The following is a 15349-nucleotide window of genomic DNA, read 5'->3' as shown; positions in this document are numbered from 1 at the left end:
ATGTTAAGAATCCGAAATTTCAAAGCTTTGAACCTCTAGAACTGGGCCAATCATGGCCACGGTCATAATGTCATCTCGTATGATGCCCGTTATGTTCACTGACAGCCCCTCCTGCTGTAATTCGGTGGGCGGTTCAAATAGCTCGTAGGTAACATCTTTGGCCGCTAGAGCCCATACCCCGAGGCCAAAATTTTGAAAGGTGATGGTTCCTTTTGCTTCTATAGACATACTGATTTTATGCGGAACGAGTGGCGGATTTAGATGCTAAATAAACTAACCCTAAGCAGAGCAAAGCATTGATGGCTAAAAAGCCCTGGGCAACAGCGGTGCTGCCTAACCAGACGACTTGGGGCGCTATAAATGCACTCACCCCTAAACAGGCCGTAATTCCCACTGAACCGCCAAGGGCAAACCACTTGAGTTGAGGATGGCTTAGGAAGAGGACAATCAGGGCTAAAGCTGCCAAAACGTTAGCTGTTAAGGGATTTAATGCATTGGTGCCCTGAATCGCACTACCCAATTCGGGTAAGGAGCTTCCCAAAACGCGCAAGGGCCAATGGGGGAGATCCACCAGATGAAAGCAGCGGAGGATAAATAAGCCGGTGCTACCGAAAATCAGCCCTAACCCCATGGGCCAATTCCAAGGTAAGCGGAATAGGGAGGCGAGCACAGCTGCAACCGCTAGCATAATAAACTTATTGACCCAATTGACTGCTCTGGCGTCGAACCAGAAGCGGGGTCCTAAGAATAAGCCATTCCGCAGCCACCCCATAAAGCTGTTGAATCCAAAACTTTTTTGAGCGGCTAAGCTGACGGCTTTACTGGCGTCTAATTTACCCGTACCAAAGTAATTGGAGGCATCATCTTTGACCGCAGCTGCAGACTGTTTGAGAACCTGTTCGACTTGATCTGGGTTTTGGACCCCAATGGATCGAATTAAGGCTGCAACGCCCGCCACATGAGGGGCCGCCATGCTGGTTCCTTGGAAGGCGGCAAAGATTGAAGAGCCATCTCGAGGGTTGATGGTATTTTGCAAAATACCCCCCAAGCTATTGTTGCCTTTAAGGGAGCCTCCAGGGGCTGAAATATCGACCCCAGCCCCATAATTGGAGTAAGGTGCTTTTTGGCCTTCCGCATCTAGAGCAGAAACGCCAATGACATGGGGGTAGCGGGCCGGAAATTCTACAGCACTTCTGGCGGCATTACCCGCAGCGGCCACAATCACTACCCCTTTTTGATGGGCATATTCAATGGCTTCTTGCATCAGTTCACTTTCGCCACCCCCGCCCAGGCTCATATTGATGACGTCGGCTCCGTTGTCTGCTGCAAAGCGAATAGATTCTGCAATATCTGCTACAGTCCCGGATCCGCCTCGACTTAAAACCTTTAATGGCATCAGTTGGGCTTCATAGGCGATACCCGCGACGCCAAAGTTATTATGGGTGGATTGAGCGATGGTGCCCGCCACATGGGTACCATGACCATGATCATCAGTGGCCTTGACCCGATCGTTGACAAAGTCATAGCCAGGGACAAGGCGAGTCCGTTTCAAATCAGCCACGGGAGCAATACCGGTATCAATCACGGCAACGGTTGTACCTCGCCCCCGACTGGCTTGCCAGGCTGCCTCCATGTTGATGCTTTTGAGGTTCCATTGCTTGTCAAACTCTGGATCGTTAGGACTGAACGATGCTTGATAGATGTAGTTGGGCTCAACAAATTCAGTAAATTCGCTAATGCCAGATTTTCTAACCGCTTTGAGGAGCTGTTCATCTCCCTTAGCAATGAAAACATGATCCTTTAAGGAAAACTCACTGTTATAGGCTAACTTAGTGCGGAATTGCTCTGATAAAGCATTGACCTGCTGTTCAATCTCTGTTGTGGAGAGAGATTCTTTGAAATCAAATACGAGGGAGTCATATTGTCCTTGAGCCGACAGCCCTTGGAAATTTGCGATCGCCCAACTGAAACCTGCAATGAACATTAGCAACAGCAGCCATTTTTTCATATCAAATCCTTAGCAAATAAGTTGCTTGTATAACGAATGGTCCAGAGGGTTCAGTAGGGTCCTGGCCTAGGAGTAGACTGGGTGACTGGGTGCTAGTCAGTGGGGTGAGAATTAGGACTTCTGTTAAGGGGCTGATTAAAAACGAAGTCAGGTCAAAAAACGGTATTTCAGCGATTTTGAGAAAGGTTCGTTCCCCCATCTTAATTCTTGCCTGCCTCTTCGGCCAGTTGTGGATCTGGGCCAAGGTGTGTTTGTAAGAACGCTGTAAATAACTGCACCTTGGCAGAAAGATGCTTACTCACGGGATAAAGGATATGCACTGCGATTCCAGGACTGTCATAATTTGATAAAACCACCTGCAATCGCTCACCTTTCAAATCTTCTCCCACAAGAAAAATCGGTAACAGTGCAATCCCTAATCCCTTGAGAGCTGCCTGTCGTAGTACTTCTCCATTATTCGAACAGATAGCACCTTGGACTTGAATCCGATGGGTTTGATCAGGTCCTTTGAGTTGCCACAGATGGAGTGGAGCCAAGTAACCATAGTGCAAGCAAGAATGGTGCTTGAGCTGATCAGGATGCCTAGGAATACCATGTTGCTCAAGATAATCAGGGGCAGCACATAGCACTCTGGGGGCAGGACAAAGGGTGTGAACGATTAAGCTACTAGCTGTCGGTTGAGCAGAAATACGAATACTAATATCGAACCCCTCTTCGATCGGATCAATAAATCGATCATTTAAAACCAATTCCACCTTTAATTCTGAATGCTGAGTTAAGAAATCAGGCAGGAGCGGAGCTAAGTATTCTGTGCCAAAAGACATGGGGGCGTTGATGCGCAGGATTCCTTTGGGCTGGGTTTGGTATTGAGTAAGAGCTTCTTCTGCTTCTACCACGTCTGCCAGAATAGCCCGACAACGCTCATAAAAAGCTAGACCGGTTTTTGTGGGGGCTACTTTGCGCGTTGTGCGTTGTAAAAGTTGCACCCCTAGGCTGTCCTCTAGGTTAATCACCAGTTTATTGACTTGCGATCGCGACAGTCCCATTTTTCGGGAGGCTGCTGCAAATCCCCCTGCATCAACCACTTGGGTGAAGGCATACATACTGTCGAATTTATCCATCTTATTGTCGCAAATAAAGAGACAATAAGTCATGAAAATATCATATTGTCATTTATAAAGAGTTAGTTAATGATAGATATATCACCGAACTGAAAGAGGTGAATTGCCCTTCCTTTAGATAAAGATAGGTCGACTCAAATGATTGATATTCGTCGGGGCCAAGAAAGAGGAACAGCAGACTTAGATTGGCTCAAGAGCTATCACACGTTTTCCTTTGGTCAGTACTACGATCCTCGCCATATGAGCTTTGGACCCTTGCGGGTGATTAATGAAGATGTCATCCAGCCAGGCCAGGGATTTGGAACCCATGGTCATAAGAATATGGAAATTATTACCTATGTGCTAGAGGGGGCTTTAGAGCATAGGGATAGTTTGGGCAATGGCTCAATCATTAAACCTGGCGATGTTCAGAGAATGACCGCTGGCACAGGAATTCAGCATAGTGAGTATAATCCCTCCCTCTCTGAGCCGGTACACCTATTGCAAATTTGGATAGTTCCTGATGCCGAAGATTTAGAGCCTGGATATGAACAAGTTCGCTTATCAGCTGATCAGCCATTCAATCACCTGTACCTGATAGGGGCTAAAAAGAGTCGGCAGGGTGCAGTCACTATTCATCAACAAGTGGATTTATATGCGGCCCAGCTCAGCCAGCAAGGTACTATTGTCCATCCGATGCCTGTCCAACGGAAAGCTTGGTTACACGTTGCCAAAGGTGCGATTCAGTTGAACGGGAAGCATGATCTAATAGCGGGAGATGCTGCTGCTATATCAAATAGCCATGAGATAACAGTTCATGGACAGTCTGAAAGTGCTGAAATCATATTATTCGATATGGCGACCTAGATGGCCAACAGGTGCTTGTCGTCCTGGGTAAGGTACTCCATTCAAATATGTATATGACGCTTTACTGAATTCGATCAAAATGTGGCTAGAGAAATAACTGATGTCCTTTCATTTTTTAGCGATAGAGGTTTATTTGCTAGAGTACTCAACCTGTTTCCACAGCTAAGTTAAGAACATTTGCTTATCTATTCCCAACTCAAAAAAATGCAATAGTCAAAATAAAATCAGAAGGATTTCCTGAATAAAACCTATTGTTTTGGACCGAATTTTTGGTTCTTGATTATATTAGAGGGAATAGTTGTAGGCAAATCTCTTCTATAAGATTAATTTGCCGAGAAATAAATGAGTGGGGGGATGCTGTATGTATGGCTTAGTGAATAAAGCCATTCAAGAAATGGTTTGTGACCATTTTGGTGAGGATGCTTGGAAAGCGATTAGAGAACTTTCCGAAACTAAATCTGAAAATTTTATTAGCTTGGAGAGCTATCCGGACGACTTGACCCATCGTTTGGTCAAGTCTGCCAGTCAAGTGCTGGGAATTTCTGCAGCCGAGATCATGGAAGATTTTGGGAAATATTGGGTAAAGTTTACTGGACAAGAAGGGTATGGCGAAATGATGGACCTGGCTGGCGATGATTTGCCAGAGTTTTTGGGAAATCTCGATGACTTACATAGCCGTCTAGGGGTAATTTTCCCAAAAATGCAACCGCCTTCCTTTCAATGTAGCGATCAGGAGAAACAGACCTTAAACCTGCATTACTATTCCCATCGAAAAGGAATGGCTCCGATGGTATCTGGATTGGTGGAAGGGCTAGGGGAGCGATTTGACACAGCAGTAGAAGTAACCCAAGTCCAAGATCGAGAGCAGGGAGCTGATCACGATGTGTTCTCAGTCACCTATCAGCCCTAGTCATCAGACTCTTTTCTTTCGGCATAGTTTACCGCCAGGGCAATTTGCCACTGCCTTCCCATTCCATTTCGTTCTCAATTCAGATTTAGAGATTATTCAAGCTGGAGACTCTCTTCAGCATTTACTCCCTAAAATCTGTGGGAGTCAGTTTGAACAGCAATTTGCGATTCAAAGACCCCCTTTGTCACCAGATTTTGCTAGTCTCAGCGAGCCTTGCCGTTCGTTGTTGATTTTAGATTGCCTTGCTATAAATATGCAGTTGCAAGGGCAGATGGTGTATGTAGCCGAGACTAATTTAATTTTTTTCCTTGGTTCTCTCTGGGTAACAGAAATCCATGAGCTTAAACCTCTGGGGTTACGGCTTAACCATTTTGCTGTTCATGATCGGGTCTCAGATTTTCTATTTCTTTTACAGGCCAAAAATACAGCTTTAAATGAAGCCCATAAGTTGGCGGATGAACGGGCTCAAAAATTAGTGGCTGCTAAGGAGATGGCTGAAAGTGCGAATTTAGCTAAAAGCACCTTTCTTGCCAATATGAGTCATGAATTGCGAACACCTCTAAATGCAATTTTAGGCTTTTCGCAACTATTGAGTCGGGATTCAACCTTGACGGCGGCTCATCTTCATAAGCTAAGCATCATCAATAATAGTGGTGAACATCTCCTGGCTCTTCTCAACGACATTCTAGAAATGTCGAAAATTGAGGCTGGTCAAATTACCCTAGATCCCACCAATTTTAACCTTCATCACTTTTTGGAAGGCCTATATAATTTGTTCCAACAGAAGGTTTTTTCCAAAAAAATTACTTTAAAATTTCAATATTCTAAAACGGTTCCCCAATATATTCAAGCTGACATCAAAAAGCTTCGTCAGGTACTAATTAATTTACTGGGGAATGCAATTAAATTTACTAATGAAGGGCAAGTTTATCTGAAAGTAGCCAGTCGTCTTTATCTCGATGATGCTTACTCTGTAAACCTTCAGGAGCCGACTTGTTTATTAACCTTCTCAGTAGAGGATACGGGACCTGGTGTCTCAGAAGAGGATCAAGAGAAGATTTTTCATCCTTTTTACCAAACTGAGTATGGCAAACAGTCCCATCAGGGGGTCCATGGGACAGGCTTAGGACTGTCAATTAGTCGTCAATTTGTCAATTTAATGGGGGGAGAATTATCCATATTGAGTCAGCTTAATAAGGGAGCGACTTTTTCTTTTTCAATTCCCGTAAAAGTAAGTACTGCTAGTGCATTGGTACCCACCCTCGAACAGCGTATTCTTCAGGTTCACCCTCATCAACCGATTTTTCGGATCTTGGTAGTGGAAGATCATGCAGATAATCGATGTTTGTTAGTCACATTACTGGCCACCATTGGCTTTTTGGTGAAATCTGCACAAAATGGCCAAGAAGCTTTGGAAGTGTGCCAAGAATGGCATCCCCATTTAATTTGGATGGATATTAAGATGCCTTTAATGGATGGCCTGGAGGCGACTCAACAGATTAGAGCAATGCCTCAGATCCCACAACCAGTGATTATTGCTTTAACGGCTAATGCCTTTGATGAAGATAAAGAACGAGCGCTGACGTGTGGCTGTGATGATTTTCTCCATAAACCCTGTAATGAGACGATTATCTTGGAGAAAATGACGCAGCATTTAGGGGTGAAGTATTTATATGAAGAATTGACTCCTCCGTTGACCCATTGCGACTCTTTGTCCCTACCTAAACGGAATGATCTTAAGGCTCAATTACAGGAAGTGATGTCTGAATCATGGCTGAACCACCTGCAGAGTAAGGCCATTAATTTAGATACGGATGGAATTTTTGACTTGCTAGAAGACATCTCACCTGAATATGAGCATTTAAAAAACCTTTTGGCCTCCCTGGCCAATAATTATCGGTGTGATGTAATCCTGGAATTAACTCAGCAATAATCGAGATAGGGCATCTGAGTCGGTGTTGTGTGGCCATCCTTAGTGAAGGACGCCTTCACCTAAGGAATAACCATGACAGGGCAAGGGGCTAAATTAATCACCCGATTACTGACGCTTTCTGAAGCTCCTTCTTCAGTAAGGCCAACGCCTCGGCAACCCATAACGATTAAATCGGCATTGATTTCATCGGCATAATCACAAATGCAGAAGGCGGGTCTTCCGACTTGTTTTGTAATCTCAGCAGCAATCCCCCAATCTGAAAAAGCGATTTTTGCGTTTTGGAGGAGTTGGTCAATGGCTTGATTGGCAGGGGTACTGTTTTCGGGAGTGTTCCCAGCATCTGATTGTACGGATAGGATGACGAGTTTGCTATTGCAAAATTTAACGATTTCGGCCACCTTCTCAGCAGCATCCTGAGAAGCTCGACTTTGATCAATTGGAAACAAAATCGTCTTAAACATGAAGCTCTACTCCAGGGTACGGACTCCGGTAAAATATGGACGGCACGGTATCAGTTCACATTAACAACCAACCCGACCGACGAGTTTGGGTATAGATTTATCCCAACCATCATCATGCCAATACCCCATGCGCTCTGCTATGGGGGGTAATAAAACGCAATAGACGCATTTAGGAGATTTTTACTGTGTCCAAGAAAACAATAGCCAATTTAACATCGGCAGATTTATCTGGTAAGCGAGTTTTGGTGCGTGCCGATTTCAATGTGCCCTTAGATGGCGACGGCAAAATTACAGACGATACCCGCATTCGCGCTGCTCTCCCCACGATTCAAGACCTAACGTCTAAAGGTGCTAAGGTCATTCTTGCGAGCCACTTTGGACGTCCTAAGGGACAAGTCAATGAGTCCATGCGCCTAACACCCGTTGCTGCACGTTTGTCTGAATTACTGGGTCAATCGGTCACCAAATGTGATGACTGTATTGGAGATGAGGTGGCGGCAAAAGTCGGCGCATTACAGAATGGACAAGTTGCCCTTCTGGAAAATGTACGTTTCCATGCGGGTGAAGAGGCTAATGACCCTGAGTTTGCCCGCCAGCTAGCTTCAGTGGCAGATCTGTACGTCAATGATGCTTTTGGTACGGCCCACCGAGCCCATGCTTCTACTGAAGGAGTGACTCATCACCTGAGCCCTTCTGTGGCGGGTTATTTAATTGAGAAAGAACTGAAGTATCTACAGGCAGCCATTGAGAGCCCTCAGCGTCCTTTGGCCGCTATCGTGGGTGGTTCAAAAGTCTCAAGCAAAATTGGTGTGATTGAAACCTTGTTAGACAAGGTAGACAAACTACTGATTGGTGGCGGTATGATTTTCACTTTCTATAAAGCTCGTGGTTTGGCTGTGGGTAAGTCTTTGGTTGAAGAAGACAAGCTAGATTTAGCTCGTACTCTAGAGGCTAAGGCTAAAGAGAAGGGAGTCGCTCTGTTACTGCCTAGTGATGTTGTGGTTGCAGATAATTTTGCTGCTGATGCCAATGCTCAGACTGTGAGCATCAATAATATTCCTGATGGCTGGATGGGCTTGGATATTGGTCCCAACTCTGTGAAAGAGTTTCAGGCCGCCCTTTCTGATTGCAAAACTGTGATTTGGAATGGACCGATGGGTGTGTTTGAATTCGATAAATTTGCAGCAGGAACTGATGCGGTTGCCCATAGCTTGGCTGCAATTACCGAGACAGGCGCTGACACCATTATTGGAGGAGGTGACTCGGTTGCGGCAGTTGAAAAAGTGGGTGTGGCTGAAAAAATGAGCCATATTTCTACCGGAGGCGGTGCAAGTCTAGAGCTTTTGGAAGGTAAAGTCTTACCTGGAATTGCGGCCCTTAATGAAGCTTAAGACAGTTATCTCAAGCTATAAAACTTAGCGAGAAAGGGGTGCTCATTTGAGCACCCCTTTCTTGTCAAAAACTAGGTCAATGAATTTATTGGGGAGTAAAGGTGTTTTCAGGGGCTACAGGTTCTATTTGGGAAATTTTGGCAGAGCGTGATTTTGGCATCCAAGGTAAGCCTGCTAGGGTCGACTCGTTGGATAGAATCGACAGCATTGCCCCCCCTAATAAGAGGATTGGGAATGGCAAGGTCAGGTGGTGGAGCCACTCTAATCCTCTTGCTAAGGCTAAGAGGGTAAGAAAACTAATGAGCCAAATACGCATATTCAGTCCTTATTTTTGGTCTTTAGGATGCCCCTTCTGAGGCAATGGGGACCAAGGCTTTACTGTTGGATTGTGTTTCTTTCTCGGGTGTGACAGATGTACCGTTGTTGGGATTTACGGTTTTCTGTGTGGATAGTTGAGTCAATGTTGCTAAAAATCGCTCCTGTAATTCGAGCGCCCCAAAGTCGACATCAATCGCTTCACCGTAGGTATCGAGTTTGCTCCAGTGAAGGCGCCCTAAAGCAATGGATAGTTCTGAATAAGACAGATCTTTCCACTGATTAAGGTGTGGGAATTCAGGAAGCTGGGGGATAGGAATATTATCGGTTTCTGGTGTGAAGAGTTCAGGTGGAAGAATCAGACCCGGTGAAATCTGCAGACGGATCGGGGTGATATCGTGAGGAATCTCCGGTAGTTGCGGGACAGTGGATTCTGGGCGGCTGTCTTGGGAGGGCTGTACATCTGGGTTGTTTGCAGCCCTGGCTGGCTCGTAGATATTGAAAAGAGTGGGAGATATGGAGGATGTTTCCTCAGGTTCTTGCCCTGGGATGGGTATGCTTTCTTCGAGGTTGAATTCTTCTTCAAGGATGGAGAAGCTCTCTGCGAGATTTAATTCTTTTTCCAGGATGGAGATGTTCTCTGCGAGATTTAATCCTTCTTCAGGGATGGAGATGCTCTCTTCGGGCGGGGCAATGTTATTCCAAGCCGTTTTTGCCCTTATATTGGCAGCTTGCAAGGGTGCCAGTAGGTCTGCTTGCTGTCCATTAGACTCTGGACAAGCCATAGAATGACTGAGGAATTCCCAATCTTGGTCTAGATCAGTTTCTTGTTCAAGGACTTGGAGTTGTACACAATGGCGATCGATCTCTGAGTTGGCAAGTTGCTCGTCTTCGTTGGCTGCGCAACTAATGATCCAACGACCATGTTGAAGGAAGGTGGGGGGTAGGACTTCGATGCGGCCTTGGGAATCGGTGTGGAAGAGTTGGTGTTGGACGACTTCTTGCCACAACCCATCTTCCACGTACTGATGATGGATATGGACTTGAATGGGGCAGTCTGCCTCACTGGTTTGGGCGATCAGTTGATATCTGCCGACTAATATTTCAACACTGAGAGATTCGAGGGGGAGCCACGCAAAATCTCCCTCTTTTTGAATCAGAAATTCTATGTCCACTGTCATCGTTATTTACGTCCTACTCCACACAGCCACAGTTCAGAGATCCATATTTTCTGGGTGTTGTCAAGGGATTCCAACATGCAGCACAGTCTAACTGATCTTGTTCAGAAATGGGAGCTTTAGGTGGAGGAATTCCCTTTGGCTGCAGCTAGCTTATTTTGGAGTTGGGATGTGAGGTTGCTGAGATCGGCCTGAGCTATGGATTCTTGTTCACCAGAGGCTAGCCATTTGAGTTGCACGGTGCGATCGCAAGCTTCCGTATCGCCCAAAATCAAGCAGGCTGAGGCCCCACTCCGATTGGCTCGTTTAAGTTGTTTGCCAAACGCACTCCCACTTAAATCCATCTCCACGGAAAAGCCGTTTTTCCTCAAATTTTGGCAAATCAGTAAGGCTTGAGCTTCTGCTTCTGGACCCCGGGCCACGCAGTAAAAATCTAAAGATTGATTTAAGGTGATCTCAGCATTTTGCAGGAGCAGAATCAGTCGTTCCATGCCGATGGCCCATCCCACTGCAGGGGTTTCGGGTCCCCCCAGCTCAGAAACGAGGCGATCGTAGCGTCCTCCGCCACAGACGGTGGCTTGATTCCCTAACCCATCCAACTCAAACTCAAAGGCGGTGTGGGTGTAGTAATCTAATCCTCTAACCAGGCAAGGATTGAGCTTATAGGCAATCTCTAGATCCGTGAGAAGTTGCTGAACACGGTCAAAATGCTGTTTGGAGTCAGTGCCCAAGTATTCCAAGATATTGGGGGCAGACTGGGCTATTTCTTTTGTTTTAGGATCCTTGCTATCTAAGATGCGCAGAGGATTACGCTGGAGGCGATCCTGGGAGTCAGGGTCTAGGTCATCTTTGTACTGACTAAGGTAAGTGACTAAAGCCTCGCGGTATTTTTGTCGATCTTCAGCCGTGCCGAGCGAATTGAGAGATAAGGTCCAATCAGGAACGCCTAACGATTTAAGGAGTTGGGAAGCGATGGCAATAACTTCAGCATCAGCACGCGGATCTTGGCTACCCAGCGCTTCTACTCCGATTTGGTGAAACTGTCGCTGTCGTCCTGCTCCGGGTCTTTCATAGCGAAACATGGGGCCGATATACCACAGACGCTGAACGCCTCCCTGGGCATGAAGCTTGTTCTCGATAAACGAACGAACAGCGCCAGCCGTCCCTTCTGGACGCAGGGTAATCGAACGATCGCCTCGATCTTGGAAGGTATACATTTCCTTGCCAACGACGTCTGTGGCTTCGCCAATGCCCCGTTCAAATAAATTGGTCTGCTCAAAGATGGGGGTCCGCAGCTCTCGATATGCCGCCTGATGGAGAAGCTGACGGGCTGTGGCTTCGACATGCTGCCAATAGATCACCTCATCTGGCAGAATGTCCCTTGTCCCTCGTGAAACTTGAATGAATCCCATGAAAAAAATATCCTTATGGCCTTGACCCCGGTGCTTATTATCTCCGATTGGCTCAGTTCTGCCTCAGATTTATTTGAGGTTGAAAAGGAATCAGCGTTGTACCTAAGATTTATAGGTGCGAGATAAGATGAACTTGACCCAGGCAATGGCTTGAAAGAGTTACACTAAGCCATTTGTTATTACACCTATTAATTTTGGCAAATAAATCCTATGGCCGATACCATTACCCCCGAAATTAGCGATCGCATCTGCAAACACATGAATGATGATCATGCCGATGCTGTTTTACTCTATGCCAAAGCCTATGGCAAGGTCACCGAGGCTGAAGCCGCCCAGATGCTAAAAGTTGATCCAGAAGGGATGGACTTGTCCGTAAATGCAGGGGACCAAGACTCTACCATCCGGATTGTCTTTGATCATGTGCTGCAAGATTCCGAAGATGCCCATCAAACAATGATTGCCATGGTAAAAACTGCCCGTACCCAAATGACCTCATAAACCGAGGGGCCGCAAGGGACTTTAGGTAGCGATTCTCTGGCTGCCGGGGCGTCTCAAGCGTTTCCGATTGATCTTCTGGACGGCTAAACCAGATAGTCCACCGGCGGCCAGGGCAAACACAGGATTGATCATGGCATTCACAAGGCAATCTAGCCCATACATAATCAAGGCCACCGACAGGGCAGCGACGGGGGCAGCAGCGGGGTGAGTCCAGTTGGAGACAGGAATTCGTCTAGCTAACATCAGGATGGGCAAAACTAGAGCCGTCATTAAACTCACTAATCCCACTAAGCCATGATTGCCAAAGGTGATGATCCATAGGCTATCGGTTACGGAGATATCTTGACCCTGGTCATTATAAATTCGTGCTCTGCCCCATCCTCCCCAGCCAAAGATGGGTCTAATCCGGGCTTTTGCCGATAGAATTTGTTCGTTTTCAAGCCGAAAGCTGAGGGATGCCGCTCTCTCAGGTCCGGTGATTTGGCTTGCCGTGGCAACGAGCTGCCGGGTATAGGTGGGTGTTAACGACCCCGTTGAACTGATGGCTAAATATCCCGCCATTAGTAGAGCGAGTAGCCAAATGGCAATACTAGATCGAGACCAAGTAACGGCAAATAGGAGAATAAGGCTGATGAGTAACAGGGCATAGGCCCCGGTAGACCGCAGGAGAATAAAGGTTACTCCCAGGGCCAATACGCACCAAATCATGGGAATATCCCCTAAGCGAGTCAGGGTGCCAGCGCGCCATAGCCAAATGGCCATTAAGGTGGCGCTCATCATCCAAACCCCCAGCATTAGTCCATGCTCCATAAAGACCGTGGGTCTAAATCCCCCTAGCCGAAAGGTTTGCTCGAAAGAATGGGCATGGTAGCCGTAAATCCAGCGGTGGAGTTGGGGACTCAGCCGGATCTCCAGCAAACAAAGGGGAACGTACAGGATGCCGCCGATAATAATGCCAGTTGCCAACTGCCTGAGCCCGCTTAAATTCCCTAGGTACAGTCGCCCCAAGAAATAGGGAAATCCCCAGGTAACGGTTTGGCCCAAGGCTTGGGCGAGTCCGTCGTATAGCCCTAAATCATTGGTTAAGGACGAGGCAATGGGACAGAGGCACCAAATCACCATGGGAATATCTATCCAGCTGAACTTGAAGAGCTGGAACCGTTTGGCATCAAAGATAAACGTTGCCAGTAAGATGCCATAGCAAGTTGCCGACATTTTAGTGAGATCGGGCAGACCCACCAAGGGAAAACTGGCCTGGGGGAGAAATAACCAAGCGCCAATAAAACTGATAACCAAAGCCCGCTGCACCGGAAGCTGGCTGAATAGATAAAGGACCAAAGGAATCCAACCAAACATCACGAGATAAACGATGAAGTTCATAAGCCGGGCCAGGATGAGATCGCTAAGCTAGAAGATGAAATTAACAGCAGAATAATGGATTAGATATTGCGAGTTCAACGGAATATTGATGTCATTGGAGTGAGATGAAACGTGCCTCGACGACGCAATCCTTTTCGGAATCTCAGGGAGTGGTTTTTAGTTCTACTCTTTATCGCGATGTTTGCGTTATGTGTGGTCGGGTTTAATCAGCCGCCCTCTCCTACTATCCAGGCTACCCAGACGGTCTCTAATCCACAACTGGGGATGAATTTAGGGGAGGTGGTGAGTTACACCAGTCAATGGCCGTTTGTGGATGCTTTTAAGCTATCGCGCCCTTGGTTCTCGGGGCGGGAGGGGGCTGGTTTTGACCAGGGAGGTCCCCTGAAGCTCACTCCTGAAGGTTGGATTGCGGCCCTAGAACCCAAGCAGTTCGCGGAGACCGTGATCTTTGACAATGGCAAAGGTCATTACCCGGCGGGGAAATATACCCTGCTGTATGACGGAGAGGGAGAGATTAGCTTTAACTATGGCAGTGCCACCATTGCGAGTCAGCAATCTGGACGGATGGTATTGGATGTAACGCCAATGAAAACGGGGATTTGGTTGAAAATTAGTCGAACGAATCCCCAAAACCCCATTCGAAATATTCGCTTGATTTTGCCTGGATTTGAATATGCCTATCAGCAACGTTTTTTTCATCCATTGTTCCTGGAGCGGTTGCAGCCCTTCAAAACCTTGCGGTTTATGGACTGGATGGAAACGAATGGCTCTGACATTCAAGAGTGGCGGGATCGGCCCCAAGTGTCGGATGTGACCCAAGCGGCTGGCAATGGAGTGGCTTTAGAGTACATGATCGATCTGGCCAATACTCTACAAGCCAATCCTTGGTTTACCTTGCCCCATCAGGCCTCGGATGATTATGTTCGTCAATTCGCGACGATGGTACGCGATCGGTTAGATCCTCGGCTCAAGGTGTACGTGGAGTACTCTAACGAGGTGTGGAACAGCGCCCCCGACTTTAATCAATATCAGTATGCTCAATCCAAAGGATTGGAATTAAAGCTTGCAGAAGACCCCTATCAAGCTAGCTTACGCTTCTACTCCCAAAGATCTGTTGAGATTTTCAAACTTTGGGAATCGGTATTTGGCAGCCGCGATCGCCTAGTGAGGGTATTAGCATCTCAGTATGTCAACCCCTGGACCGCAGAACAGGTGCTGACTTGGAAAGATGCCTATCAATCCGCAGATGCCTATGCTATTGCCCCCTACTTCAGTGGGGAATGGGATTATCTGGAAAACTTGCCCCGATTACTCAAGAGTTCTGAAGCCGAAATTTGGCAACAGATGGAGGCCGAAATTAAGTCCTATGGGCCGTTTCTGCGGGAGCACTATAGCCGTATTCGAGACGAGTTTGGGTTGGAGTTAATTGCCTATGAAGGGGGACAGCATTTAACCAGTGCTGCATTTAGCGAAGAACATGAGCAGAAGATTACTCAACTGTTTACCTCCCTTAACCGTCACCCCCGCATGGCCACTTTGTATAAGCAGTATCTCCAGCAATGGCAGGAGTCCGGTGGAGGATTGCTCTGTCATTTTGTAGATGTTTCACCCTATACCCGTTTTGGCAGTTGGGGAGCCTTGGAATATCAAAACCAACCGTTAGAAACTGCCCCGAAATATCAGGCATTGGTGGACTTTACGGCGCAAGGTTCAGCTCAACAACGGTGAAGCTGACTTTTCACCTATTGGAGGCATCGTTCAACTTTAACCAGAGATCCGTCTAGGTTGGGGGAAGGCCGGGAACCCTGTAGGGAAGGCTTATCGTCTTTATGTCTAAGGGCTGAATTTTAGAACTAAAACGACAAGCGAGTAAGATCCTCGCTAGAATGAGAAAAG

Annotated in this window: 14 protein-coding genes; 6 read left to right on the top strand and 8 right to left on the bottom strand. The window is 46.8% G+C overall.

What is annotated here, in order from left to right; translation table 11 throughout:
• Nucleotides 1–3: 3 nt before the first annotated feature.
• The 3 genes from ON05_RS22940 to ON05_RS22930 all read right to left on the bottom strand — a co-directional run bounded on the left by ON05_RS22940 (nucleotide 4) and on the right by ON05_RS22930 (nucleotide 3129).
• Entirely contained in the window at nucleotides 4–228 is a 225-nt protein-coding gene (locus tag ON05_RS22940) for a hypothetical protein (protein WP_010471006.1), read from the bottom strand.
• A 7-nt stretch (nucleotides 229–235) separates the two neighbouring features.
• Nucleotides 236–2008: a S8 family peptidase gene (locus ON05_RS22935; protein ID WP_010471008.1), complete on the bottom strand. Its 1773-nt coding sequence runs from the start codon at nucleotides 2006–2008 to the stop codon at nucleotides 236–238.
• 200 nt (nucleotides 2009–2208) lie between these two features.
• Nucleotides 2209–3129 (bottom strand): LysR family transcriptional regulator, encoded by a 921-nt coding sequence (locus tag ON05_RS22930; RefSeq protein ID WP_029315067.1) that lies wholly within the window; start codon nucleotides 3127–3129, stop codon nucleotides 2209–2211.
• A 138-nt stretch (nucleotides 3130–3267) separates the two neighbouring features.
• Between ON05_RS22930 and ON05_RS22925 the strand changes: the two genes are divergently transcribed.
• The 3 genes from ON05_RS22925 to ON05_RS22915 all read left to right on the top strand — a co-directional run bounded on the left by ON05_RS22925 (nucleotide 3268) and on the right by ON05_RS22915 (nucleotide 6818).
• A complete protein-coding gene (locus ON05_RS22925) occupies nucleotides 3268–3975 on the top strand; it encodes a pirin family protein (protein ID WP_010471010.1) in 708 nt (235 codons plus the stop codon).
• Nucleotides 3976–4336: 361 nt separating this feature from the next.
• The gene (locus ON05_RS22920; protein ID WP_010471011.1) at nucleotides 4337–4885 is read left to right on the top strand and encodes a heme NO-binding domain-containing protein; all 549 of its coding nucleotides are present in this window, start codon (nucleotides 4337–4339) and stop codon (nucleotides 4883–4885) included.
• Nucleotides 4857–6818, top strand: a complete 1962-nt coding sequence (locus ON05_RS22915; protein WP_010471012.1) for an ATP-binding protein — start codon at nucleotides 4857–4859, stop codon at nucleotides 6816–6818. The genes ON05_RS22920 and ON05_RS22915 overlap by 29 nt, the downstream gene beginning before the upstream one ends.
• Before the next feature lie 59 nt (nucleotides 6819–6877).
• On the opposite strand, the gene ON05_RS22910 is transcribed toward ON05_RS22915, so the two are convergent.
• Nucleotides 6878–7279: a universal stress protein gene (locus ON05_RS22910; RefSeq protein ID WP_010471013.1), complete on the bottom strand. Its 402-nt coding sequence runs from the start codon at nucleotides 7277–7279 to the stop codon at nucleotides 6878–6880.
• Nucleotides 7280–7464: 185 nt separating this feature from the next.
• Between ON05_RS22910 and ON05_RS22905 the strand changes: the two genes are divergently transcribed.
• On the top strand, nucleotides 7465–8670 hold the full coding sequence (locus tag ON05_RS22905; protein ID WP_010471014.1) for a phosphoglycerate kinase: 1206 nt from the start codon (nucleotides 7465–7467) through the stop codon (nucleotides 8668–8670).
• A gap of 85 nt (nucleotides 8671–8755) precedes the next feature.
• Here the strand turns inward: ON05_RS22905 and ON05_RS22900 are convergent, their stop codons facing one another.
• The 3 genes from ON05_RS22900 to hisS all read right to left on the bottom strand — a co-directional run bounded on the left by ON05_RS22900 (nucleotide 8756) and on the right by hisS (nucleotide 11575).
• Entirely contained in the window at nucleotides 8756–8986 is a 231-nt protein-coding gene (locus tag ON05_RS22900; protein ID WP_010471015.1) for a hypothetical protein, read from the bottom strand.
• A gap of 22 nt (nucleotides 8987–9008) precedes the next feature.
• A complete protein-coding gene (locus ON05_RS22895) occupies nucleotides 9009–10166 on the bottom strand; it encodes a hypothetical protein (RefSeq protein WP_010471017.1) in 1158 nt (385 codons plus the stop codon).
• Between the two features lie 116 nt (nucleotides 10167–10282).
• Nucleotides 10283–11575, bottom strand: coding sequence for a histidine--tRNA ligase (hisS, locus tag ON05_RS22890; RefSeq protein WP_010471018.1), 1293 nt, complete (start codon nucleotides 11573–11575; stop codon nucleotides 10283–10285).
• Between the two features lie 210 nt (nucleotides 11576–11785).
• On the opposite strand from hisS, the gene ON05_RS22885 reads away from it, so the two are divergent.
• Entirely contained in the window at nucleotides 11786–12073 is a 288-nt protein-coding gene (locus tag ON05_RS22885) for a DUF2470 domain-containing protein (RefSeq protein ID WP_010471020.1), read from the top strand.
• A 21-nt stretch (nucleotides 12074–12094) separates the two neighbouring features.
• Here the strand turns inward: ON05_RS22885 and ON05_RS22880 are convergent, their stop codons facing one another.
• Nucleotides 12095–13453, bottom strand: coding sequence for a hypothetical protein (locus tag ON05_RS22880; RefSeq protein WP_010471022.1), 1359 nt, complete (start codon nucleotides 13451–13453; stop codon nucleotides 12095–12097).
• Between the two features lie 111 nt (nucleotides 13454–13564).
• On the opposite strand from ON05_RS22880, the gene ON05_RS22875 reads away from it, so the two are divergent.
• The gene (locus ON05_RS22875; protein ID WP_010471024.1) at nucleotides 13565–15181 is read left to right on the top strand and encodes a hypothetical protein; all 1617 of its coding nucleotides are present in this window, start codon (nucleotides 13565–13567) and stop codon (nucleotides 15179–15181) included.
• Nucleotides 15182–15349 lie beyond the last annotated feature (168 nt).

Origin of the sequence: Acaryochloris sp. CCMEE 5410, from assembly GCF_000238775.2 — a bacterium.
Taxonomy (GTDB): Bacteria; Cyanobacteriota; Cyanobacteriia; order Thermosynechococcales; family Thermosynechococcaceae; genus Acaryochloris.
This window is presented reverse-complemented; position numbering and strand designations above follow the sequence as displayed.